This window comes from Bartonella sp. CR84HXZ (assembly GCF_042194535.1).
In the GTDB taxonomy this organism is placed as follows: Bacteria; Pseudomonadota; Alphaproteobacteria; order Rhizobiales; family Rhizobiaceae; genus Bartonella; species Bartonella grahamii.
In genome coordinates this window covers 109,381-133,026 of the sequence record NZ_JBHIMY010000005.1, presented here as the reverse complement: position 1 = coordinate 133,026, position 23,646 = coordinate 109,381, and the positions used below count along the sequence as shown (strand labels likewise).

Annotated in this window: 17 protein-coding genes, 3 tRNA genes and 3 pseudogenes; 12 read left to right on the top strand and 11 right to left on the bottom strand. The window is 36.6% G+C overall.

Features of this window, described 5'->3' with window-relative positions; translation table 11 throughout:
- Positions 1–2: 2 nt before the first annotated feature.
- Together ACFIKD_RS03895 and ACFIKD_RS03890 are read left to right on the top strand one after the other, a co-directional pair.
- A complete protein-coding gene (locus ACFIKD_RS03895; protein ID WP_273788550.1) occupies positions 3–719 on the top strand; it encodes an amino acid ABC transporter permease in 717 nt (238 codons plus the stop codon).
- 11 nt (positions 720–730) lie between these two features.
- On the top strand, positions 731–1,477 hold the full coding sequence (locus ACFIKD_RS03890) for an amino acid ABC transporter ATP-binding protein (protein WP_015856594.1): 747 nt from the start codon (positions 731–733) through the stop codon (positions 1,475–1,477).
- A 102-nt stretch (positions 1,478–1,579) separates the two neighbouring features.
- Here the strand turns inward: ACFIKD_RS03890 and ACFIKD_RS03885 are convergent, their stop codons facing one another.
- From ACFIKD_RS03885 to ACFIKD_RS03860, 6 genes are all read right to left on the bottom strand, one after another.
- A complete protein-coding gene (locus tag ACFIKD_RS03885; protein ID WP_375636221.1) occupies positions 1,580–2,371 on the bottom strand; it encodes a tetratricopeptide repeat protein in 792 nt (263 codons plus the stop codon).
- Positions 2,372–3,513: 1,142 nt separating this feature from the next.
- Complete coding sequence (locus tag ACFIKD_RS03880) at positions 3,514–6,237, bottom strand: valine--tRNA ligase (RefSeq protein ID WP_375636219.1); 2,724 nt, start codon at positions 6,235–6,237, stop codon at positions 3,514–3,516.
- Between the two features lie 137 nt (positions 6,238–6,374).
- Positions 6,375–6,941: a DUF2497 domain-containing protein gene (locus ACFIKD_RS03875; RefSeq protein ID WP_015856597.1), complete on the bottom strand. Its 567-nt coding sequence runs from the start codon at positions 6,939–6,941 to the stop codon at positions 6,375–6,377.
- 260 nt (positions 6,942–7,201) lie between these two features.
- Positions 7,202–8,443 (bottom strand): TolC family outer membrane protein, encoded by a 1,242-nt coding sequence (locus tag ACFIKD_RS03870; RefSeq protein ID WP_375636236.1) that lies wholly within the window; start codon positions 8,441–8,443, stop codon positions 7,202–7,204.
- Between the two features lie 108 nt (positions 8,444–8,551).
- Positions 8,552–9,226 carry a protein-L-isoaspartate O-methyltransferase gene (locus tag ACFIKD_RS03865; RefSeq protein WP_375636216.1) on the bottom strand — a complete coding sequence of 225 codons (675 nt, stop codon included), beginning with the start codon at positions 9,224–9,226 and terminating at the stop codon, positions 8,552–8,554.
- 234 nt (positions 9,227–9,460) lie between these two features.
- A tRNA-Cys gene (locus ACFIKD_RS03860) sits at positions 9,461–9,534 on the bottom strand.
- Between the two features lie 184 nt (positions 9,535–9,718).
- Between ACFIKD_RS03860 and ACFIKD_RS03855 the strand changes: the two genes are divergently transcribed.
- A tRNA-Asn gene (locus ACFIKD_RS03855) sits at positions 9,719–9,793 on the top strand.
- Positions 9,794–11,185: 1,392 nt separating this feature from the next.
- On the opposite strand, the gene ACFIKD_RS03850 is transcribed toward ACFIKD_RS03855, so the two are convergent.
- The 3 genes from ACFIKD_RS03850 to ilvA all read right to left on the bottom strand — a co-directional run bounded on the left by ACFIKD_RS03850 (position 11,186) and on the right by ilvA (position 14,704).
- Entirely contained in the window at positions 11,186–12,568 is a 1,383-nt protein-coding gene (locus ACFIKD_RS03850) for a DEAD/DEAH box helicase (protein ID WP_375647253.1), read from the bottom strand.
- Between the two features lie 292 nt (positions 12,569–12,860).
- On the bottom strand, positions 12,861–13,391 hold the full coding sequence (locus ACFIKD_RS03845; protein ID WP_375636234.1) for a hypothetical protein: 531 nt from the start codon (positions 13,389–13,391) through the stop codon (positions 12,861–12,863).
- 35 nt (positions 13,392–13,426) lie between these two features.
- The gene (ilvA, locus tag ACFIKD_RS03840) at positions 13,427–14,704 is read right to left on the bottom strand and encodes a threonine ammonia-lyase IlvA (RefSeq protein WP_375636212.1); all 1,278 of its coding nucleotides are present in this window, start codon (positions 14,702–14,704) and stop codon (positions 13,427–13,429) included.
- A gap of 147 nt (positions 14,705–14,851) precedes the next feature.
- On the opposite strand from ilvA, the gene ACFIKD_RS03835 reads away from it, so the two are divergent.
- Positions 14,852–14,937 (top strand) — tRNA-Leu (locus ACFIKD_RS03835).
- A 255-nt stretch (positions 14,938–15,192) separates the two neighbouring features.
- On the opposite strand, the gene ACFIKD_RS03830 is transcribed toward ACFIKD_RS03835, so the two are convergent.
- Positions 15,193–15,345: a hypothetical protein gene (locus tag ACFIKD_RS03830; protein ID WP_375636210.1), complete on the bottom strand. Its 153-nt coding sequence runs from the start codon at positions 15,343–15,345 to the stop codon at positions 15,193–15,195.
- A gap of 525 nt (positions 15,346–15,870) precedes the next feature.
- Between ACFIKD_RS03830 and ACFIKD_RS03825 the strand changes: the two genes are divergently transcribed.
- From ACFIKD_RS03825 to ssb, 5 genes and pseudogenes are all read left to right on the top strand, one after another.
- Positions 15,871–16,137, top strand: coding sequence for a hypothetical protein (locus tag ACFIKD_RS03825; RefSeq protein WP_375644768.1), 267 nt, complete (start codon positions 15,871–15,873; stop codon positions 16,135–16,137).
- 208 nt (positions 16,138–16,345) lie between these two features.
- Positions 16,346–16,692 (top strand): annotated as a pseudogene (locus ACFIKD_RS03820) (hypothetical protein).
- A pseudogene (locus tag ACFIKD_RS03815) lies at positions 16,679–17,185 on the top strand (hypothetical protein). Before ACFIKD_RS03820 ends, ACFIKD_RS03815 begins: the two co-directional pseudogenes overlap by 14 nt.
- A gap of 586 nt (positions 17,186–17,771) precedes the next feature.
- A complete protein-coding gene (locus ACFIKD_RS03810; RefSeq protein ID WP_375647252.1) occupies positions 17,772–17,897 on the top strand; it encodes a hypothetical protein in 126 nt (41 codons plus the stop codon).
- A 162-nt stretch (positions 17,898–18,059) separates the two neighbouring features.
- Complete coding sequence (ssb, locus tag ACFIKD_RS03805) at positions 18,060–18,512, top strand: single-stranded DNA-binding protein (RefSeq protein WP_375636206.1); 453 nt, start codon at positions 18,060–18,062, stop codon at positions 18,510–18,512.
- An 87-nt stretch (positions 18,513–18,599) separates the two neighbouring features.
- On the opposite strand, the pseudogene ACFIKD_RS03800 reads toward ssb, so the two are convergent.
- Positions 18,600–19,725, bottom strand: a pseudogene (locus ACFIKD_RS03800) (helicase-related protein); the annotation flags it as partial.
- Positions 19,726–20,180: 455 nt separating this feature from the next.
- Here ACFIKD_RS03800 and ACFIKD_RS03795 point away from each other — a divergent pair.
- From ACFIKD_RS03795 to ACFIKD_RS03785, 3 genes are all read left to right on the top strand, one after another.
- On the top strand, positions 20,181–20,789 hold the full coding sequence (locus ACFIKD_RS03795) for a fumarylacetoacetate hydrolase family protein (RefSeq protein ID WP_026500535.1): 609 nt from the start codon (positions 20,181–20,183) through the stop codon (positions 20,787–20,789).
- 149 nt (positions 20,790–20,938) lie between these two features.
- Entirely contained in the window at positions 20,939–21,439 is a 501-nt protein-coding gene (locus ACFIKD_RS03790; RefSeq protein ID WP_375636202.1) for a LysE family translocator, read from the top strand.
- A 666-nt stretch (positions 21,440–22,105) separates the two neighbouring features.
- The gene (locus ACFIKD_RS03785; RefSeq protein ID WP_375636200.1) at positions 22,106–23,506 is read left to right on the top strand and encodes an amino acid permease; all 1,401 of its coding nucleotides are present in this window, start codon (positions 22,106–22,108) and stop codon (positions 23,504–23,506) included.
- The last annotated feature ends 140 nt before the right edge of the window (positions 23,507–23,646 follow it).

Genomic DNA, 23,646 nt, shown 5'->3' with positions numbered 1-23,646 from the left:
AAATGATGAATTTCATAAGCTCTCAGTTTGGACTTTATTTTCCTTTCAATTTTTCCGACTTTGATTTTTCCTTTTTTACCTTTGATGTATTTCGTTCTTACATTTTATCAGGTTTGCTCTTTAGCGTTTTTCTAACTCTTTTTGCAACGGTATTGGGGTTTGTTTTCGGCACCCTTTTAGCAATGATGCGCCTTTCTTCCATAAAACTTCTTTCTTGGTTTGCAATCGTTTACATAACAGCTATGCGTTCAATACCACTTGTGATGGTTATCTTATGGTTTTTCGTGCTTTTGCCTTTTTTAACCGGTACATCCATCGGTGCAAATAAATCAGCACTCATTACCTTTACCGCATTTGAAACGGCTTATTTTGCAGAAATTATGCGTGCTGGCATAAACTCAGTTTCGCAAGGACAAAAATATGCGGGACAAGCTCTCGGAATGACATATTGGCAAAGTATGTACATTGTCATTCTTCCTCAAGCCTTTAGAGACATGCTACCAGTTTTTTTAACACAAGTTATTATCCTTTTTCAGGATACAACCCTTGTTTATGCAATCAGTGGCAACAGTCTTTTAAATGGTTTTGATATTGCTGCTAATAATTTTGGTGTAAAGCAAGAAGCTTATATCTTAGCAGCTGTTTTCTATTTTGTTATCTGTTTTACACTGTCACAAATAGTTTTGTATTTACAAAAAAAAGTATCCATTATTCGCTAATAGGAAAAAAAATGTCTACTCATATGATCGAAATAAAAAATGTTTCTAATTGGTATGGCGAAATTAAAGTCCTTAAAAACTGTACAACCAACATTAATAAAGGAGAGGTCGTTGTCGTTTGTGGTCCATCAGGATCAGGAAAATCAACACTCATTAAAACTATTAACGCTCTCGTTCCTTTTCAAAAAGGTGAAATTTGGATTAACGGAGTACCAGTTCATTCAAAAAAAACGAATCTGCCTAAATTGCGAAGTCAAGTGGGAATGGTATTTCAACACTTCGAGCTTTTCCCCCATTTATCTGTCACAGAAAATTTGACAATTGCGCAAATTAAAGTCCTAAAACGAAGCAAAAAAGAAGCACTTGAACGTGGATTGTTGTATCTTGAACGCGTTGGGCTGATTGAACACAAAGATAAATATCCTGGTCAACTTTCTGGAGGGCAACAACAACGTGTTGCTATTGCACGTGCCTTAACTATGGATCCACTTGTCATGCTTTTTGATGAACCAACATCTGCTCTAGATCCTGAAATGGTAGGTGAAGTGCTCGATGTCATGATTAGCTTAGCAGAAGAAGGTATGACGATGATTTGTGTAACCCATGAAATGGGATTTGCACAAAAAGTCTCGGAGCGTGTTATTTTCATAGATCAAGGAACAATTCTTGAAGACTGTTCATCTAAAGAGTTCTTTTCTGATCCACAAGCGAGAACACCAAGAACGCAAGAATTTTTGTCTAAAATCTTAAGTCATTAGCCGTTATATTATCACAAAAAGCTATCTCTACTGTAAACTTAGACACAAGACAGTAGAGTTTAATAACGGATGAGAGAATGTAAAAATATTACAATCAGATGTTTAAAAACTGTTATTTTTTAAAATATCAGCAACCAGTGAAATTGCTGTACGTCTCTCAAATTCATTACAAAGAGCAAAAGCCTGTTCTTGCAAAGGGCGAATCCAATTTCTGTCTTTTACATTAGCTTTTTCATAGGCAGCAGTTAACAATGCTGCCCCACGGACAATTTTTCCTTCTTGAAGCAGCATATTTCCAAGCATTGCTTGGGCGGAAGGATTTCCTTTTTTTGCTGAAAGTTGAAACCATCGTGCTGCTTGTATAAGATTCTTCTCCCTTCCCTCTCCCTTTAAAAATATTTTTCCTAAATGATACTGAGCTTTAGGATTTCCATAGTTCACCGCAGCCTGCATATAAAGATGAGCAGCATAAGAAGGATCAGGTTTCACAGGTGATTGAGGAATACCTTTTTTTATATATCCCGCAAGTTTAACCAATGCATCAGAAACATAACTTTCATCCTCTGAACCAAGATCAGTACCTTTTTCAACAATATATGCCAAAAAATGATATGCCTTATAATCATTTTTAGGGACACCATCACCGTTTGCATAGATAGAGCCAAGTTTCCAATTCGCACCAATATGGCCTCTCTTAGCCGCACGACGTAATGCTGCAATAGCCTGATTTATATGTCCATCTTTATAAGCAGACATACCACGTTTAAAAAAATAAAACGAACCATCATTCGCTTCTTGCAAGCTATTAACATCTATTGCATAAACAGTCGAAAAAAATCCCCCTAAAATCACAACAATAGTGGCTTTTTTCCATATCTGAAACCTATTAACCATTTCCCCCCCCTATCTCAATTTTAATGATTATATCTGTTACAAATTTCTTTGTAGATATTTAAAGCCTTTTTCTTAGTAAGAAGCACACGCGATTTTAAAGTAAAAATTTTAAAAGAAAAGATCAATAAATTAAAACCATCCAAAATGTTCGATAAAATTAAGTATCCATTTTTATATATAACAAATTGATTTTTAAATATAAATCATCATTCTATATTTTGTAACACCTCCTTTAACATTCTAGGATTTATTGATTTTAAAATTGTATACGTATGAATAAAAGTCGCTCAATAAAATAACGTGCATTAAACAGCAACTTGAGAACGAAGAGAATACATAATGAATGGTAAGCGTTTAAGCATAAAAAACAATACGAAAGATAAATAAATATAATGATGATCGTTAACTTATAACTTCACAACTGCCTTACCAGCTTAAAGATGAAGTTTTTTGCCACCGTCAATCTATAAACAATACAGCTTTTTGTTTAACAGATTCCACCTGACATCATTTCACATGGGGTTAATTCATACTTTACACACAAGCCCTACCTCAGAATACTCACCACTACATAAAACAAAAATACCACATGTGTAATTTTACATGCCTTATATTGCTACTCTAAATGATGATGTTTTACAGTAATAAAACAACATATTGATTTATAATGATAATTTACCTTTTTTGTATGTTGAATGAGTCCCTAGAATATCGTAAGATTCTCTCATTCAAAACCTGTTCCATGTTGAATCAATCAAACCCATCCGCTTGCACATTACAAGCAGAGAGAGCTATGTGGATAAAAACTCTGTATAAGAAAGAACTAAAAATGCCTCTTATGAACGGTCTTAAGTGCCAAGTCCTTGTCCGGATTGGGTGGGATGGTGCCAGCGCTTGTTACTTCACAAGCGTAAAGAAGGGGAGCTCAATGGATTTACCGTTATACCATTCATGATTTCCGTCGTGAAATAGGCTCGGGTACCTTAAAAGATGTTCCTTTAATGATAAACATAAAACAATGGATTTCAGTAGAGATTTTATGATCGTTCATGAAAAACTAACAAAAGAAAAAGTTTCTTTAAAGAAGATCTACACCAGCCCTAATAGTATGAAATCATCCATCAAAAAATAAAAAGCTGAAATCAATCCAACCGCTCTAAAGCAACAAATATTTTCTTCTGCGCTGCACGCAGTTCTACAACCCTGTTCCGTTCACGCTCAACAATTTCTGCTTTTGCATTTGCTATAAATTTGGGATTGTTTAACTTAAGCGATATTTTTTCAATATCTTGTTCAATTTTACTGACATCCTTCCTCAAACGAACACGTTCAGCCTCCAAATCAATCAACTGTCCTAATGGTAAACAAAAAACAGCCTCTCCCAAAATCATTTGTGCCGATACTTCCGGAACTTTATCAGAGAAATCAATAACTTCAATACGCGCTAATTTTTTAAGAAGTGCATCATAACGCCTCACACGCTCTCGCGTTACTTCCCCTCCTTCAACAACAACAAGAGGTGCTTGTGTAGCCACTGGAATATTCATTTCAAAACGTACTGACCGAATCCCTGTAACGACATCAATAAGCCAATTAATATCATCAGCAGCTTCTTCATCTATCAATGTTTCCTCTGGCCATTTTGTCAATGCGAGCATATCCTCACGCTTGATGGCTTGCGTTTCTGTAAGAGACCACAACTCTTCCGTCATATGAGGCATAAAAGGATGAAGAAGTTTATAAACTTCATCTAAAACCCAAGCAGTACAAGCTTGAGCCTCATTTTTAGCATCTTCATTTCCCCCCTGAAAAATAGGTTTGAGAAGCTCCAAATACCAATCACATAATGTATTCCAAATGAAACGATAAAGTGTGGCAGCTGACTCATTAAATTTATAGTGTTCAATACCAGCCGTCACTGCTGAAATCGTTTTGGATAATTCTGTTAAAATCCAACGATTAAGCGCCAGTTTTGCTTGTTCTGGCTTAAAAGTTGGATCATGCTTCACACCATTCATCTGTGCAAATCGGGTAGCATTCCACAATTTCGTAGCAAAATTACGATAACCAGCAATACGGGAAGCATCAAGTTTTACATCACGACCTTGTGCTGCCATAATAGCTAAAGTAAACCGGAGTGCATCAGCACTATATTGATCAATAAGCTCTAAGGGATCAATAATATTTCCCTTTGATTTTGACATCTTTGCACCCTTTTGATCCCGAACAAGAGCGTGCACATAGACCGTTGGAAAAGGAACGTCACCCATAAAGTGAAGTCCCATCATCATCATACGAGCAACCCAGAAAAAAATAATATCAAATCCTGTCACGGATAAAGATGTTGGGTAAAAAGTAGATAATTCAGTCGTTTTATTTGGCCATCCTAATGTTGAAAAAGGCCAAAGAGCTGATGAAAACCAAGTATCTAAAACATCCGGATCACGGATTAATTCAACAACCTCACCATAATGAGCAAAAGCTGAATCTAAAGCCTCTTTTTCACTTTTTTCAACAAAAACCGTTCCATCAGGACCATACCAAGCAGGAATCTGATGTCCCCACCACAATTGGCGAGAAATGCACCAAGGTTGAATATTTTCCATCCAATTGAAGTAAGTCTTTTTCCAGCTATCGGGAACGAACTGCGTTTTGCCTTGTTGAACAGCCTCTATCGCTGGCTTTGCTAATTTAGCAGCATGAACATACCATTGATCTGTCAAAAACGGCTCAATAGGGACACCACTGCGATCTCCATGAGGAACCATATGGGTATGATCGTCCACAGAGGCTAAATATCCCTGTTCTTCCATCAAAGAAACAATCTTCTGGCGCGCAAAAAAACGATCAGATTTATCGAGATTTTCTACTAACATTTTTAATTCATCTGATAAAATCAAACCATCAAAAAATGCTTCATTTTCACGGAGAAAAATCTCGGCTTTTTGGGTAAAAATATTGATCAAGCGTAAATGATTACGCTGTCCTACTTCAAAATCATTAAAGTCATGAGCTGGTGTGATTTTTACAGCACCACTTCCAGCTTCAGGATCAGCATGCGTATCACCAACAATTAATAACCTACGACCAACAAGTGGCAAAAGAGCATTTTTACCGATAAGATTTTTATAACGCTCATCTTCAGGATTAACGGCAATTCCTGTATCACCAAGCATTGTTTCTGGTCGTGTTGTCGCCACTGTTATAAAAGTTGTCGCATCATTTGGATCAAAAATTTTACCCTCAAGTGGATATCTAAAGTGCCACAAATGTCCTTGAACTTCTTTTTGCTCAACTTCAAGATCTGAAATAGCTGTCAACAATTTAGGATCCCAATTGACGAGGCGCTTATCCCTATATATCAACCCTTGCTTATAAAGCGTGACAAAGACTTCACGAACTGCCTGCGACAACCCCTCATCCATTGTAAACCGCTCACGCGACCAATCACATGAAACCCCAAGGCGACGCAACTGGTTTGCAATAACGCCTCCAGTTTCATAACGCCACTCCCAAATACGCTCAATAAACTTTTCTCTCCCCATTTCTTGACGCGTTGGCTCTTGGCGTTCTGCAAGTTGACGCTCTACAACCATTTGTGTAGCAATCCCAGCATGATCCATACCAGGCTGCCACAAGACATTTCTGCCACGCATCCGCTGAAATCTAACTATTATATCTTGAATTGTCGTATTGAGCGCGTGCCCCATATGAAGTGAGCCCGTAACATTAGGAGGTGGAAGCATAACGCAAAAAGGTTCTGCACCGCTTTTAGAACCAGCTCCCACTTTAAAGGCCCCACGAGTCTCCCATCTCTTTGCAACCCGTTGCTCTATAGAGGCAGCATCATAGTTTTTTTCTAACATTCCATCCATCCATAACGCCACTGAAAAACACAATATATGATCAAATCCCGATCAAAAACCCGTGATTTTCAGCTATTCACTAGAGAGCTCGCAAAATCGCAAACAAAATTCTCATAAAATGAAAAACATAAAAACAATTAAGATGATTTTTTAATCGCTTTCACAATCTCTTCACGCAAAATATCTTCCAGCAAAATAGGCAATTTAGACTGTAACCATTCTGCTATAGCCGGACGCAACACATCCTTTGCAATCTTTTCTGCAGAAGAAATACAATATGCAGACAATTCCACATGACCATCCCCTCTAGCTTCTGACTGTGATTTCCTTATCTCATCTTCATATTCTTTTGCTTTATAAACAGAATTCCGTTCTTCAGAAGAAAGCTTCATCTTTTGCATATCCATACCAACTGTATTATTTTCTGCCTCTATATCCTCTTTCTCTTGCGTTATCTTCCCCCCTTGATTTTCAGAAGAAAGACCAATACGATCAGCTAAAGCTTTCATAGCATCATCAACCGATAAGGTTGTATCATAAATACCCTCTGATGCAGATTCTGAACGACCTTCCGAAGCATTCACTGCAACATCTTCATTTAAAAAGTGATCAGATTGAACCGCATTTTCTTCGATTATTTCACGAATAGATGTTAAAATTTCATCCATACTTGGCTCACGTAACACGCTTGAACTCTGTACCATACTTTACAACCTCTCAAAGACGCAACAACAAATAGAATCATACTTTCAGTGTATGCAAAAGAATCATAAGATCAACATGCCTCCCGCGATATTTTCAAATATGCTTGTCATAAAGAGGGCGCTACACACAATTTTCTACACTTATAAAAATAACATCTCACCATTCTATTTTTAAACATATTCAACTATTGATTTACTAATCTTTTAAAAACTAAAATAATTTAAGATTAAAGAGATACTTTTATGCATTATCGGATATATTATTTAATTGTTTTTAAACCTAAATAATTTGCAGTCAATCTACCAATAGAAGATTGAACACTATAGCTTGCCACAACAGCATTACGCTCCGCCATTGCAAGCGCAATCTGAGCATTAATCAATTGAGTACGAGAATTTAAAACATCCAGCGTCGTTGCTTGCCCTACGCGATTTTCTTGAACACGGCCTTTCAGAGCAATTTCAGCAGCACGAACACTTTCACGGTAAGCAATAACAGATGAGCGCGCGCCCTCCAACTGAAACCAAGCAGAAGTAAGTACTTGCCTAGTATTACTATGCACCAAATCGAGTTGAAGCTGCGCCTGTCCAAGCTGTTCCCTTGATTGACGAATTTGCGCAGACGTACGACCTCCTTCAAAGATTGGGACACTTACTGACAATCCTATTGATTTAGAAACTCCATCCTCTCCAGCACCGCTGTAGATTCGATTATAAGATGCTGTTGCAGAAAAATCAACTTTAGGGAGCAATGCTCCTTCTTTCGCCTTTACATTGTAAACACTCGCATCGACTAAATATTTAGCATAAAGGATTGCTGGATGCATCACAACGCTCATTTGGTAAGCCATATCAAGGTTGACGGGAAAATCTTTGGCTACGGGTGGGCGTTTTAACTTTTCAGGATCAGAACCAATAACTTGTCGATACACTGCCTCTGCTGCTTTTACATCAGCACGAGCAAGACTCAGCTCTGAAACAGCCACGGAACGTGCAGCTTGAGCTTGAGCAAGATCAACATGCCCTCCTTCACCCACATCAAATTTTGCTTTATTGGAACGAACTTGTTCTTCAAGAGCTGCCAAATTTTCTCTCCGAAGATCGGCAACACGACGTGCGTGATAGACATTAGCATAAGCGGTCACTGTCTCCAGAAACGTATTTTGTTCAACATTACGAAGATATTCACGCTGAGCCTGCAACTTAACTTGAGCTGAAGAAAAGATATTTTGCGTGATAAAACCATCAAATAATCTTTGATTTAATCTCACGCCTATAGATCCAGAAGTGACATAAGGACCTGTAAAAGACTTATTCCGACCATAGCTCCCAACCCCCTCAACTTGAGGCAATAACCCTGATCGCGCAATGACAACATCATCACTGGATATACGCACAGCTGCACGTTCACTATTCAACTTAGCATTATGCTTATAAGCCTTAGAAAAGGCATCCATCAATGTCTCAGCATAAACAGTATCTGATAGTAAAATACTCAACACCAGTAATAAACACACCTGAAACTTCTTGTTTACTCTAAACACAATACACACAATAACAAACCCCAAATAAATTACAAAATTATCTTTTATTCACAAAACAAACAAGCACTAAAACACAAAACCAGGTGTTTTTAAAAAACAAGGAATAGGCTTTACAGCGAGGTTAAAAGCACGACGTGCCGAAATGATTCCATCTTCTTTTATATAGATTTGTGCAACAGCAGCATTTCCATACCCTTCAACCACAACAAGACGTCCACAGTCTTTCATTTGATCAAAGATACCTTGTGGAATAAAATCAACAGATCCCTCAATGAAAATCACATCGTAAGGTCCCTCAACGGCATATCCTTGCTCTAATGGACCATGAACGACAACCACATTATCACATTGATTACGTTCTAAAGCTTCAAGAGCACGTTCAAAAAGAGATTTATTACTTTCCAACGCAATCACAGACCCTGCAAGTTTTGCAAGCAACGCTGCACAATAACCACTATTTGCACCAATATCTAAAACAACATCTGATGATTTTACAGCGGCAAGCTGTAGTAATTTCGCTAGAGATGCAGGTTTCATCAAATAGCGTGCAGGAACCCCATCTTGTACTGGACATAGAACAATGTCGGTATCAAGATAACTTAATACTTTCATATCTTCCGATACAAAATCTTCACGAGATACCGTTAAAAACGCTTCAAGAACTGATAAATCCGTTACATCAACTGTACGAATTTGATTGTCAACCATTTTGCGACGAAGCTCAGCAAAATCTGCAACCATAACGAATATTTTCTCCTAACCTACAAAAAACAAACAAAACAGCGACAATGATGGACGAAGATCTCTCAAACTATGAGCGTTACGAAAAAGGATGCTCCAGTCAACAATTAGATTTTAACTGTATGATCTCTCATAAAAAAGTGTCTTCACAACTATAGAGGAACAACTATAGAGGGAAATAATCTATTTTCCTATACCTCATCTCCCCTAAAAGCCGTTTCGTTTAAAATCGGCTGGAGGCCTCGCCCGGAATCGAACCGGGATACAAGGATTTGCAGTCCTCTGCGTAACCATTCCGCCACGAGGCCTCGTCAACAAACATAAAGGTTTCAATAAGGGAAGGCAACGCATCCGTCAAGGTGTAGAAATTTTCTCTCGCCTTTTTTCCTCTTATTACACAATTTATCATATTTTTTTAAAAAAAGTAATTTTATCCTTTGCAAATCAGTATTGCTTTGCTATAGCCTTTTCAACTAAATGATTGGGCACCATTCCCCGGTAGCTCAGCGGTAGAGCAACCGGCTGTTAACCGGTTGGTCGCTGGTTCGAATCCGGCCCGGGGAGCCACATTCTTTTCTATCACAAATAACTTATTGGTTTTCCATATGTTTTTTTAAGTGAGGAATTCGTTAATAAAAGTGAGGGAATAAGGTTTTTACTATAAAGTAGAAACGCAATATCCTACGGGATGTATTTTTTTCAATGAACGCAAAGAACCATTGATTCATTTTAAAATAGCACAAATAAGATTACTTTTTTCAAACTACCGCGCCTCTATCAGAGAGCTCTGCAATTATTTGCACATTATAAAATAGGGCTTCTTTCACGAGAAGGAATTATTAAGCTCCATTAGCAATGAAAAAGATCTCATATAATTTTTGTCCAAGGAAAAAATGATTTGTACTCCATAAAGCAATTAAACTTAAAAAACTGCTCATGAAGCAATCATTTTGAAAAATGGAAGAAACAACAATCAGGGCATATATTATCTCCATACATCCCACATAACCGCCTCCCCATCTTAAAAGCAAAAAACATCAAACAAGTCTGTAAACATTCCGGCGTCTTATCTAACAGGTTGTTCCTCCTGCTAACCACTTCAACGCTTTACAAACAACCTTGCCTTGGATATTTCATCCCACTGTCATAAAACATTTAATACATAAAGTCTTATAGGCTTTATATCCCCCCAAATAATAGTGTTTTACAATAAAAACCAAGATAACAAGCTAAATTGTTAAGAATCCTGAGAAAGCCTTCAGAAATCATGACATTCTTGCTATTTCATTATGCAGTCACACGCTTTTCTAAAGAGATATCTCTTAAATTCCCCCCAAGCCCATTTCACAATGACTCCCGTAAATGATATAAAATGAAATCGATTAATCATCCCATCTTTATTTATAATAAAAGCCATACCATCATACTATTTTCCAACTCTCAATCTTAGCAATACCCCTTGCCTTTGAAAGAGTTTATAAGAATCATTTTATTTATTTCTCAAATGTTTATCTATACGATAATTTCACATATAACGTGCAAATGAATACTTTTGATTGATCCACATAAATAGCTTCAAAATGAAAAAAATTTTACGATATAATGAATTATCAATATATAAAACAATGAGTTATTATTAGAAATAAATTTTTAAAATTAAAAGTTATCATTAAAGATAAAACACATCTTTTAAAAAATAATTTTATATAAATAAAATCTATTTTCATTCCCATTTTAAAAAATGGAAATAAAGAAAATAAATAATCGCCTCTACAGTAATAATTTCTTTTTAAAAGATTTTTAAATAATCCAAACACTTAGAGGTTTTCATTTTTTAGAAATGAAAACCTCTAAAAGACCTTTTTATTTTGGCAAGAATATTTTATACCTCTTTTCAATTGAGAACAAATCAACAAAAGTAAAAAATCTCCAGTACATAATCTTTTCTCAAGACTTTATCTAGGCAGCCTTCTTAACTGATTTTCGAAAACGAAAAGGCTTTGCACGCTTTGGCACCGCTTTTGCTTTTTTATGCCTCTCATTTGGAGATGAAGAATTCTTCCGCTGCAACTGTGCGGTATCATCTTTTCGACCTAAAAACTGTTTTTGACGTTTAGATTTTTTAAAACGGCGTTCCTTATCGTTTTCTTTTTCTCTACTTTCTGGCACAATTGGCTTTTCTGGAAACGCTGCAAATTGCTCTGGAACTGACTCAGCCACCAATTTCATACGAATCAAGCGCTCTATAGCACGCAACCGTTCCCTTTCTATCTTCTCATCAAAAAGTGTAAGTGCTTCACCAGATGCACCATTACGTCCTGTACGACCAATACGATGTACATAACTTTCAGCTTCATCTGGTAAGTCATAATTAATAACGTGGCTTATCCCTGGTATATCAATACCGCGTGCAGCAATATCTGTTGCCACAAGGATCTGCACAGATCTTTCACGAAAAGCTTTTAAAGCAGACTGGCGAGCACCCTGTGATTTATTCCCATGAATCGTTGCGACTGAATATCCTATCTTTGCCAAACTACGTGTAACAGAATCAGCCCCATGTTTAGTTCGGGTAAAAACAATAACCGAATTAAAAGCTGGATTTGTCAAAAGTTTACTTAAAACATTCTTTTTTTCATTCGTAGGAACACAATATAATTTTTGGCAAATCTCTACAGCCGTAGTACCTTGAGGAACAACTTCAATTTTAACAGGATCATTGAGTAAACATTTTGCAAGCACAGCAATTTCCCTCGGCATTGTTGCAGAAAAGAGTGCTGTCTGACGCTCTTGATGCAAAAGCTTTGCAATTTGCTTGACATCATGAATAAACCCCATATCCAACATACGATCTGCTTCATCCAAAATCAAAAAACGAGATTGGGAAAGATCAACACACTTTTCACGAACAAGATCTCTCAAACGCCCTGGAGTCGCTATCAAAACATCCACACCTGCTTCCATACGTTTAATTTGTTTTAAACGTGACACGCCCCCAAAAATAAGACATGTTGAAAGATGAGCTCCCTTCGCCGCAGTGCGAATCGTTTCATCAATCTGGACAGCAAGTTCACGCGTTGGAGCTAAAATCAAAGCGCGTGCAGTTTTAGGACAGCGTTTATTACCCAAAGCCAAAATCTGACTTAAAATAGGTAAACCAAACGCCAAGGTTTTTCCAGAACCTGTCTGAGCAACACCTAAAATATCGTGTCCTTTCAACATCACTGGAATAGCTTGTTCTTGTATAGGTTTAGGTTTACTCATCCCAGCAATGAGTAAATTTTTAATCAAAAGAGTAGGCAAACCTAACTTTGTAAAAACATTTTCTTCGTTTATAGGCAAAATACAATCTTTCCTCAGCTGAAGAACTCAAAACAAGTAACCAGCTGAACTTTCCACTCAAGAATCCGCGCAAGAGAAATCCCTGACATTTTAAATGAAGCAACGCTTAAAAAGCAGCTTGCGCAACTCATGAGCACCTTGAAATCAAGATAAAGGCGTATAAACTTCACTTTACAAAAAGCCAACAAACCAGCCTAAATGCCTTCATCCCCATTATCCTTGGATTATGATAAAAAAGCAAGAACTTTACGAAATACATTTATCATGAATAAAAAAACAATATTTAGATCGTTTACTTTTTGATGATTGTGTCCATCGGTAAATGTACCTTGATAAAATCAGGATAAATCTCGAGAAAAACTGGGTTTTGTAAAGTTTTTTGACCGCCATAAATTAAATACCATTGAGTTTTATCAAAAATCGCCAAAGTTTTATATCGAATGATGCGATCCTTCATCTCAAGAACTGTTGGAATTAAAGCATACAAAGTACCGTTATCAGTTTGTAAATACTCTATATTTTCTTTATCTAAATAATAAGCACCAGAAGGCAAATCCTCAAATTTCCTATGCAACTGTTGAAGAAAATCACTACGTAAAGCACTCTCTGTTGTATTCAATCGATGTGCCATCTCTTTATAAAGTCGCTCAGGCATATAACGAGAAATAGGTGTAAAATCCCTATTTTTTATAGCATTATTGACATCAACAACAACTCTTGAAAGTTCAGCTTTTTGTATTATTGTAGGCTGAGATGCTAAACTCTGTTGATTAACAATCAAAAAGAAAAATAGACTCAGCACCAAATAAAAAATAGGTTTCATCATTGTACTTCTTGTTTTAGTAAAATTTCAGTTCCTCAAATAACGAAATCAAATAACGTTTGATCATCAGTAATATCACGATAACGCCAACCTAACGCTTGAAATTTTTCCTCTAAAAGGCAAAAATTACCGTATTTTTTTGTTTCAATCGCAACCAATACAGAACCAAAGTTTCTCGCTGATTTTTTAAGATATTCAAAACGTACGATATCATCATCTGGTGATAATGTGGAAAGAAAATGACGCAATGCACCAGGGTGTTGCGGAAAACTAAAAATAAAATATTTTCTCAACCCTTGGAAACGTAAAGAACGCTCTCTAATTTCTGGCAAACGCTCAAAATCAAAATTACCTCCTGAAATAACGAGAAGAATTTTTTTCCCCTTTAACTCTTGAGGAGGAATACTGTTAAGCGCATCAATCGATAAAGCACCAGCCGGTTCAAGGACCACACCTTCAACATTAAGCATTTCAACCATCGTAGAACAAACACGATTTTCAGGAACCGTAATGACAGAATCAGGAGAAAATTTCTTTAGAATTGTATAGTTTAGCGCACCAATTTCAGCCACAGCAGCACCATCTACAAAAGTGTCAATATTTTCAAGCTTGACGCGTTTTCCACTCTCCAAACAAGCAAGCAAACTTGCAGCTCTTTGCGGCTCAACAAAACGAAGCTTTGTTTTCCAACCATATTCATGTAAAAACTTGCTCACCCCACTTGCCAAACCACCACCCCCTACCGGCACAATCATCAAATCTGGCTCACTTTCTCCATTGAGTTTTTTCCATTGTAAAGCAGCTTCACAAAGCACTGTTGCCTGCCCTGTAATAATGCGAATATCATCAAAAGGTGGAGCCATTACACCACCGCTCTCTACGACAAAGGATTGCGCAGCTTCATAACATTGATCAAATGTTTCACCAATCAAACGAATATCAATGAATTCTTTACCAAAAATACGTGTTTTCTCAATTTTTTGTTGTGGCGTTGTCATAGGCATAAAAATCACGCCTTTACGTTTAAAATAACGACAAACAAAAGAAACCCCTTGCGCGTGATTCCCTGCTGAAGCACAAACAAATGCAGAATCTGGTGATAGACTGCTCAGCATTTCTGAAACAAAATTGAAAGCACCACGAATCTTATAAGACCGCACCGGTGTTAAATCTTCACGCTTTAAATAAATTTCTGCATCATACTTTTGACTAAGAAAATCATTTCTTTGAAGTGGTGTTTCAGCAAACACGTGATGCAATCCCACCATAGCTTTTGTGACGTCTTGAATAAATTGACTCATAACACTAATCATTTCATGCTTTATTTACATTATAAAAGCTTTTTCTAGCGATAAAGAAAACTATTGTCAGTCAAAATTTTACTAAAAAAATGAAAAATGTTTCTTTTGTCATTAATTCTTGATTCAATAAAAGATATAGCTTATGAGAGAACTCTCATCGCGGACGTGATGAAAACGGTAAACATAGCAGACTTAAAATCTGCCGGTCAAAGACCTTGCGGGTTCAAGTCCCGCCGTCCGCACCAGACTGTCTTAATTCCCCTTATTTTCCAATGATTTATTAAAAATCAACAAAAATTAAACCACCTTCTCAACCACCTTTCGCAACTCCATTATAACGCTATCAGACGGCACCGCGATGATGCTAAAATACGAATCATTGCTGCTTTTTGAAGTACCTTTTTAGCACTTTGACCTCCTCCTCGTCTTTTAGGGTGGAGAGGCAGTCAATCTCTATTTCCTCATCCTTAAGGATGAGGAAATGAGTCATGTTTTTAACGTTAAGTAGCTTTCACAACAGGGCTTGGTAAAATTCGCTTAACTTCTGTTGTAACTGATTTGTAATGCTTAAGCTCTTTTTCGAGGTCATTTGCATCTAACAAATGCCTCATCATCAATCCTAAGATTTCTCCAACACCAGCAGCACCATTCACGCTCTTAACAGGAGTAAGATAATATGAAGAAAAGGAAGTGAGGTATGAAACGGAGATAGATCTGAGTTTAGTAGAAGCAGTTGTTATCTATTTTATTGCTAATTTTGGGGTGGCTCCTACTCTTCATGACTCTTGTAAAACAATGCAAAAGCTCAGAAAAAAGATAATAAAGAAGCTGAAATTAATACGTACACAAAAAGATGTAACTCAAAAACAAGAAGAATAAATTCGAAGATTAACTGCTTCCAAGATTATTTTCCTCGAATGGCAGTAAAAAATTTAGCCAAAAAGTAGTTTCAAGTATTTTCTCACAAACATTTTTTCAAGACAGGCAATCACAACACGCTCTGTCATAGCGCACATATAAATACGCAACAGCCTTAATGGGGGAATATGATCATCAATGCACAAACCATTCTCTGCCTTGATCTAGATACCTAGACAGGCTGGACAATTTCTCGTGTAGACAGCAATATAACAAGTAGCACTGTCAATTTTGAATCCTCTCGTTTTGAAGGCGATGGTATGCGCTATTTGCGTTTTCAGCAATGGCTTACAAAAATGAAGGTAACAACAGATAAAGGCAATGCCTCAAAAGAAGAAATGATTAAGACGGTGTATGCAAAAGGACATGCGCTACAAGATCACTTGGAAAACAGTCTTTTGGCGAAAGCCAATCTTGTACGCAAAGCTGTTTTGAACACCCGTGAAAAAAGGCTGAAAGAAAAGGCAATGAAAGAGGATTCAAGACCACTCACGTTGGTTGAAAAGCAAAAGCTTGAAGGGATTTAAATGGTCTTGGAGGAACAGTGAAAAACATTGCAGGTTAGCAAACTAGTGAAAAGTGCTGATCGTTTTGTGATTAGATGTGCATTTAAATCGACATAAAGGCACCGTACACAGCGATTTAAGATTTTATGATAAAAAATTTATAATATAAAACGCTCTGTACGGTCAAATTTGAGGCAAATAGACAAATTTATAAAATTAGGATTAAAGCATGTTCATTTTAAAACATCTATTCTTAAAAAACCGTAAACAGCCCATGCGAAAGAGGTTTGTTACAACAGCAGTGGGATATACACCATGGAGGATGGGGCAGAGGAGTATTTTTACAAGCTCTACGAATATGAAGACGGTACAAGAGAGTGTGAAAAATTTGATGCTGATTAGTATTACAAAACACCTAAGAATGCGGATTTTAGTACCAAAGCACAAGTAAAAGCATGAGTTTACGGTGGTGCTATTCTAAAAAACATTCTCAATTACGAACCTCTTATAGACGAGATCAACAGAGAGATCAAAAAATTATCGAAAACCGCAGGAAATCAATATGTTTACAGATAAGCAGCTAAGAGCCTTGTTTGGCATTATAACTTTTATATTTTTATGTTTTTTAGGAATTAAAAAAATCTTTACTTTATTCAGAGTATTTTGACATTCGCATCTGTTTCTTTGGTAATAGTCACAACTGTTTTTGCAATTTTATGCAATTCCAATATTCCTTCTGAATTGCAGAGCAACCCAAAATACAAATGCGGAAATACAACAGGTTGGGTGAAACTAACACGTGATTTACACCAGTATATGCACAGACTCTTAAAGCTAATAAGTTTAGCGCTTGTCGTTTTAATTTTCCCAAGTAGTTATAAAGAAACGGTCTCTTTACCCATCATTTCTAAGTACTTGGAGCATAAGCTTTCTTTTCCATTGGATACTGGTACTTAGATATTGCTCTTTAGTACTCTTTTTAGTCTGTGTATTGTTTCTTATGTTAAGCACACGCAATTTAATAAACATGTCCATTTACGCACTACAGTGCTCAGTTAAAAAGCCATAGTAAAATTTCCGATTTTATAATTTTTTACAAAGAATTCATTCTTATGACCTTATAGATAGCAAGCTAGAAAAAGCGATTTATATTCAATTAGGTAAGTATAAAAAAGAAAAAATTGCAAAGTCATGCTATTAAGAAAGTATCAAGTGTGTAAAAATACTTAGAGTTAAGCGGATAGGTTACGAAACAGCCTCTCCCATGCCTTTAAAATACTGACTATCTTTTGTGCTTGTGAGGACATATAATGATTTTGTCGGGTGTGGTTATGTCATACAAGACCCTTTTTAGGGGAAAGCATAGCGACGGACTTAACGCCGTGTTTTCAACGCCCAGTGCCCTTATAGGGTGTCAATTGAAAACTCCATTACGTTAAGGATTACTAGCATGAACGCTATAGTTAAAAATCAAATGACCTCCATTATTGCTACTGTTGCAAATGATACCCCCTCCTTTCAAAAGCAAGCTCTTGCAAAAAAAATATGAATTAACAAATGAAATGAAAACAGTGAAAGATCTTTTAAGTGATTGAGTTCGAACTATTTATCGCATACGTGCATTAAGAGACTTTGGTAATGTAAAAGCGGATGACTTGGGTGGTTTTATAGAGCATGAGGGCAATTTAAGTCACGAAGGGAATTGCTGGGTTGGTGGTAATGCATGGATTTATAATGATGCCTATATTTCTGATAATGCTCAGGTTTGTGGTCAATGCTAGCATTTGTGACACTATGCTTTTAAACAGCAAAAAGAAAGCCATGTCATTTGCGTGATGTGGCTTTATGTTTATCAAAAGATAAAAAACATAATTTTATATGTTAAAAAATAATAATATCATTTTGAAATAATTGAAAAAATTATTAAAAAAGTAAGTGACAACATGCTAAATAAAGTGATGTTAATTGGCTATTTAGGTGCTAATCCCAAAAGCAAAACAATGAATTCTGGTACAGAAATAGTCAATTTTAGTATAGCGACTTCTGAGAGCTATGTAGATAAAAAGACCAATCAAAAAGTAGAGAAAACAGAATGGTATTCAGTTGTGATTTTTAATCCACATTTGGCAAAAATTGCACTTCAATATCTAAACAAAGGTTCAAAGGTTTACGTAGAAGGCAAATTACAGACACGCAAATGGCAAGATAAAAATGGGTATGGACGTTACTCAACAGAGATTATCTTGCCACAATTTAAAGGCGAATTATATTTACTTGATGCAAAGAAAGATCAATCGGCATCCCCTACTCCTTCATCCATTACTACCCCAAATTATGCTATCGTTTCAGGTGCTGCTGATCATAGTGCATCTCTTAATGATGCTATCCCATTCTGACTGATAAAATATGTCAAAGAGAAAAAACCGTACAAAACGCGGACGCCCTCGAATTAAAGGATGTATCAGAGAACCAAACGGACGCATCTCACGAGCAAAAACACTGGCAAGTACCCCAACGGGTAAAATGATATAGCCTCTCTTTTTTCTCCTTGCACGACGCATGATACGCCCCACCGCCTGTATGACATCTACATGACTTTTATGGGGATGTAAAAACATAACCCGCATCAAAAACAGGGACATCTACTCCTTCAGAGAGATATCTTACATTGGTGAGCAAACACGGACAAACATTCTCCCCCGCATCTTCCTTAAGCCAATCAAGGGCTTTATTACGTTCTTTGGCACTTTGTGTTCCATCAATATGAGCAAATTTACAGTCAAAAGGCGGAGTCTCTTTATGGGCCTTATGAAGATCATATAATTCTTTCTGTATTTCTTTAGAATTGAATGTATCACGGATACGTTTAGACCTATTGATATCTTTACAAAAAGCCAAAGCCCGACGCATGAGATTTGGGTTATCACTCAAGTCAACCTTCAGATCTATTTTAGCAAGGGCTTGATAACAGCCTATGATCTTGGTTTTATCGTCAAGAATAAGTCCATAATTCTCATCTGTTATCAGATGTTGAATGGATTGACTTACTTCCTCTTCATCAACACCCAAAATAATAATCTTATAAGGAGATAAAAGTTCATTCTTAACGGCTTTTGAGAGAATGTATAGATATAAAGCTCTTTTCCATAGAGTTCTTCATCATCCATAGAAGCCAGAACGGCATTGATCTCATTGGCTTGCTTTTTGGCATTATCCGTAAAGACCTTGGGGATTGCTGTCATGTACAGACGTTTTTTACCCCGAATGATGCTGTTATCGTGAACCTTGATAAATTCAGATTCACGTTTGTCTGTTCCCAACACAACCCCAGTCGTACGGTGTACTTCATCACAAATGATCAGATCAAATTCGGATAAATCACATTCCTTTTGCTCATCCGCAATCACTTGGATTGATTGGTAAGTAGCAAACACCACGGTCATTGCATGTGCTAAGGCTTTATTTGCTTTTTCTCAAAGTTTTTGAGCATCAGTTGGTAGCTGGTAGAGCGAGATCTGAAACATCGAGTTCGACAGCATCATCTTGTGTTTTACGACGCTTGCCAATTCATGTATCAGAACATACCGCAAAGGAAAGCAAGGGGACTTGTGCAGATGTAAGCGCCCTCGCATTCGTATTCCGGAAGCCTGAAAGTACTGAGTTTGAATCAGCTTTTTTGCTTTTAGTGCTCATCGCACTTGGACATAGAAAAATCTCCCAGAATTCCGATACACCCACAGAGTGGGCTCATTTTTATGATCAAACTTTAGGGCTTTCAGACCCTACTGATCGCTGCCTAGACAACCAAAAACACCTTTAAAGTATTAAAGGAATTTCACGCGATTAGCAACCAAAATGAAAGCAGTGTTTCTTATCTCTCAAAAACTGTAAGATTGGGCACTCTTCAAAAGAGAGACAATGCTAAGGGCTGTCATCGTGGTTAGTTATCAACCCACACAATGCCTCTTGTTCAGAAAACGCACAACACGAGATAAGAAAAAATGTTGTTTGCAAAGTTCTCTCTTGCCTATACAAAGAAAAAATTAAAAATTTGGAGGGCTCCTATGATAAATGACATTTACTGTGTTGGACTCAATTATGTTGAACATGTTCATGAACTAGGCAATACTGTTGAAGAGGAACCTGTTATCTTTAGCAAGCCAAACAGTTCACTCATCTTAGGCAATGAAATTTATCTCCCTGATTTTTCCAAAGAAATCCATTTTGAAACTGAAATTGTGCTCAAAATCTCAAAGGACGCTTTCATGGTCACGGAGGAAGAAGCAGAAAAATGCTATGATGCCGTAGCAATAGGTCTTGATCTCACAGCGCGGGATTTGCAAACAAAACTGAAAGGAAAAAGGCTTCCTTGGCTTTTATCGAAAGGATTTAAAGGCGCTGCATACGTCTCTGACTTCATAAACAAGGAAAAAATAAACAACCCAATAACCTTTGCAATGAAGTTGAATGGCGAAACAAGACAAGTTGGCAATACGAAAAATATGATCTTTAGCTTTGAGAAGATAATCTCATTTTTAAGTCACTACATTCAGCTAAGACGTGGTGATCTCATATACACAGGCACTCCACAGGGTGTCGGAAAACTTTCTCAGTTTGACAGAATAGAATTGTATCTCGAAAATCAATTAATTTCAGAGCTAAAAGTAAAATGAATCATCAAATACTGACCTTTTTCATTGTTTTATTTTTTTTAGTCATCTCACTTAATTTTAGTCATCTTACTGGGGCCGAATATGGCCCTTATCATCGATAATGCAACGAGATTAGGAAGAAAGAACGCATTTGTAAACGTTTTAGGATTGTGTACAGCAACATATGTGCATGGGGGGCATTTTCCATACTAGGTGTATCAGCGCTCATTCTCAACAACAAAACGCTGTTTTTTTTAGTAAAACTCATGGATGGCAGCTATTTATTATACATGGGCTTTAAATCAATTAAATCTGGAATACACAACTTAAATTCAAAAGAAAGAAGTTCAACGAATGAAAAGCATGCTACGAGTGAAACAAAGCTTTTAACCAGCTACAGAGACGGCTTTCTGACACAAATACTAAACCCCAAAGTATCAATATTCTATATAGCGGCCTTCCCGAAATTTTTATCTTCTGGTGGTGGCATTAAAAAAGGCTTTGAACTTGTAACCATACATTCCTTCAACATCTTTGCATGGTTTACCTTGATGACCATTTTTATATCATTTGCCAGCTCCGCTTTAAAAAAGCAGCGAATAAAAGGTGCGATTAATATAGCGACAGGAACAGTTTTATCTCTGTTTTCTTTTTTCATTTTCTTTGGATAGTTTTATCTTTTGATAACAAATTGCAAAGCTAATAAAGCAATCTTTTTCTGATTCTGTCTCTCACGATGAATAGCTCAACCTCTAACAGAGCTTATACAATCCCCAGTTTTTTCTTTGTATAACTGAATTACGCTGCATTTCTTTATCATAGTCTCAAGGATTTTTGTGTAAACGATGTGAATTTCTCGCAACGTTTTATAAAATGTTATCAATATCTAAACAAAATCCTTATTAATTACTTTAGAAGAAATAAGCTATGATATTCCTCTTTTCGTTTATGAAACAAAAGTAACTTTTTGATTTATGATAGCATCATACAAACAAAAAGTGATTTTAAAAATCATTTTAATTTTCTATCATTAAAAACTGTTTCTTAAACTAAGATGAGAACTCTTGAGCGCTATTTGAGCCAAAATTAAAACTCTCACCATTATGAATAATAACAATTAAAAAACTCCCTATTCAAATATCTGTTACGTTATTTAAGAGGAAAACATCCTCTTTTTTCAAAACCATATTCCTAAAACCATATTCTTGTCTTTATCCACACAAAATCATAAAAAACGTTTTTTTCCTTTACACCTCATTTATATCATGCTTCGATACAGAATGATGCATTTTTTAGTGTAATTTAATCTCAAAATAATTAAAGGGAACCCCCAAAAAATGAACTGTAAACAAAATTTAAAAGATGGTCCTCATATGAAACTACAACGTGGCCTAGATAACCGTCACGTACAACTTATAGCCCTCGGTGGAGCTATTGGAACAGGTCTCTTCATGGGATCAGGAAAAACAATTAGTGTAGCAGGCCCTTCCATCATACTCGTTTATGCTATTATTGGATGTGCCCTATATTTTGTAATGCGTGCTATGGGAGAATTATTGCTTTCTAATTCACAATACCGGTCCCTTATTGATTTTTCAACCGATATGCTAGGACCAGGAATCGCTTTCTTTGTGGGCTGGAACTATTGGTTAAGCTGGGTTGTAACTGGAGCTGCAGATATTATTGCTATCATTAACTATATGCATTTCTGGTGGCCAACACTTAATCCATGGATTGTTGTTTTTGCTTGCATTGGTTTCTTTTTAATCCTTAACCTCCTTGCCGTAAAATTGTTCGGTGAACTTGAATTCTGGTTTGGTCTTATCAAAGTTGTAGCAATTTTGGCATTAGTTATTGTTGGATTTTATATGATCGCCACAGGCTTTACCTCTCCAAATGGTACTGTTGCCTCTCTTAACCATGTATGGAACGATGGAAATATCTTCCCGCGAGGAATTACAGGTTTTTTTGCTGGATTTCAAATTGCCATTTTTTCTTTTGTTGGTATAGAAATTGCTGGAACAACGGCAGCTGAAGTTAAAGAACCTAAAAAAGTTCTCCCTAAAGCAATTAATGCAATACCGGTGCGTATTGTACTCTTTTACATCCTTTCTCTCACTGTGATTATGTCCGTTACTCCTTGGAATCAAATTGTTCCAGAAAAAAGTCCCTTTGTCTCCATGTTTTGGCTTGCAGGCATTCCAATAGCTGCTGGTTTGGTCAATTTTGTTGTTCTCACCTCGGCTGCCTCTTCAGCAAATAGTGGTATTTTTTCGACTAGCCGCATGATATACGGGCTTGCAACACAAAAAGGTGCTCCTCCAATTTTAGGGAAGCTTTCCAAATACCATGTTCCAGCCAATGCTCTGTTCTTTTCCTGCCTATGTATTTTAGTAGGATACACAATCGCATCATCATCTCCAAGCATCATAAGTGCTTTTACAATTGTGACGAGCATTTCAGCGATTGCATTTTTATTCGTATGGTCCGTCATTTTGATTAGCTATATTGTGTATCGTCGCAATCACCCTCATCTACATGCTGAATCCGTCTACAAAATGCCGGGAGGTGTCATTATGTGCGGGATCGTGTTAGTCTTTTTTGCTTTCATGCTCTATTTATTGACATTAGAACATGATACCCTAACAGCTTTAAAATACAGTATCTTTTGGTTTATTTTCTTAGGTATAATGTATTTTATATTTATAAGAAAAAAAATCTCTCCAAAGAACAAATAAAATCTATACAAAACATCTCAAAAAGGGGTAACTAAAGTTACCCTTTTTCTACTTAACCTCCTCCTCATACCTCAAAAGACGAGGATTCCTCGCAAGTCTTGGTTTGTAAACAATCCGACTTTGTTAAGAGAGATGCCTGC

Excerpts from the sequence above, each read along its gene's own strand:
- ssb (WP_375636206.1), top strand. The coding sequence starts at position 18,060 with ATGCTAAATAAAGTGATGTTAATTGGCTATTTAGGTGCTAATCCCAAA.
- ACFIKD_RS03890 (WP_015856594.1), top strand. The coding sequence starts at position 731 with ATGTCTACTCATATGATCGAAATAAAAAATGTTTCTAATTGGTATGGC.
- ACFIKD_RS03795 (WP_026500535.1), top strand. The coding sequence starts at position 20,181 with ATGATAAATGACATTTACTGTGTTGGACTCAATTATGTTGAACATGTT.
- ACFIKD_RS03825 (WP_375644768.1), top strand. The coding sequence starts at position 15,871 with ATGCGCTATTTGCGTTTTCAGCAATGGCTTACAAAAATGAAGGTAACA.
- ACFIKD_RS03895 (WP_273788550.1), top strand. The coding sequence starts at position 3 with ATGATGAATTTCATAAGCTCTCAGTTTGGACTTTATTTTCCTTTCAAT.
- ACFIKD_RS03885 (WP_375636221.1), bottom strand. The coding sequence starts at position 2,371 with ATGGTTAATAGGTTTCAGATATGGAAAAAAGCCACTATTGTTGTGATT.
- ACFIKD_RS03785 (WP_375636200.1), top strand. The coding sequence starts at position 22,106 with ATGAACTGTAAACAAAATTTAAAAGATGGTCCTCATATGAAACTACAA.
- ACFIKD_RS03880 (WP_375636219.1), bottom strand. The coding sequence starts at position 6,237 with ATGTTAGAAAAAAACTATGATGCTGCCTCTATAGAGCAACGGGTTGCA.
- ACFIKD_RS03845 (WP_375636234.1), bottom strand. The coding sequence starts at position 13,391 with ATGAAACCTATTTTTTATTTGGTGCTGAGTCTATTTTTCTTTTTGATT.
- ACFIKD_RS03865 (WP_375636216.1), bottom strand. The coding sequence starts at position 9,226 with ATGGTTGCAGATTTTGCTGAGCTTCGTCGCAAAATGGTTGACAATCAA.
- ACFIKD_RS03875 (WP_015856597.1), bottom strand. The coding sequence starts at position 6,941 with ATGGTACAGAGTTCAAGCGTGTTACGTGAGCCAAGTATGGATGAAATT.
- ilvA (WP_375636212.1), bottom strand. The coding sequence starts at position 14,704 with ATGATTAGTGTTATGAGTCAATTTATTCAAGACGTCACAAAAGCTATG.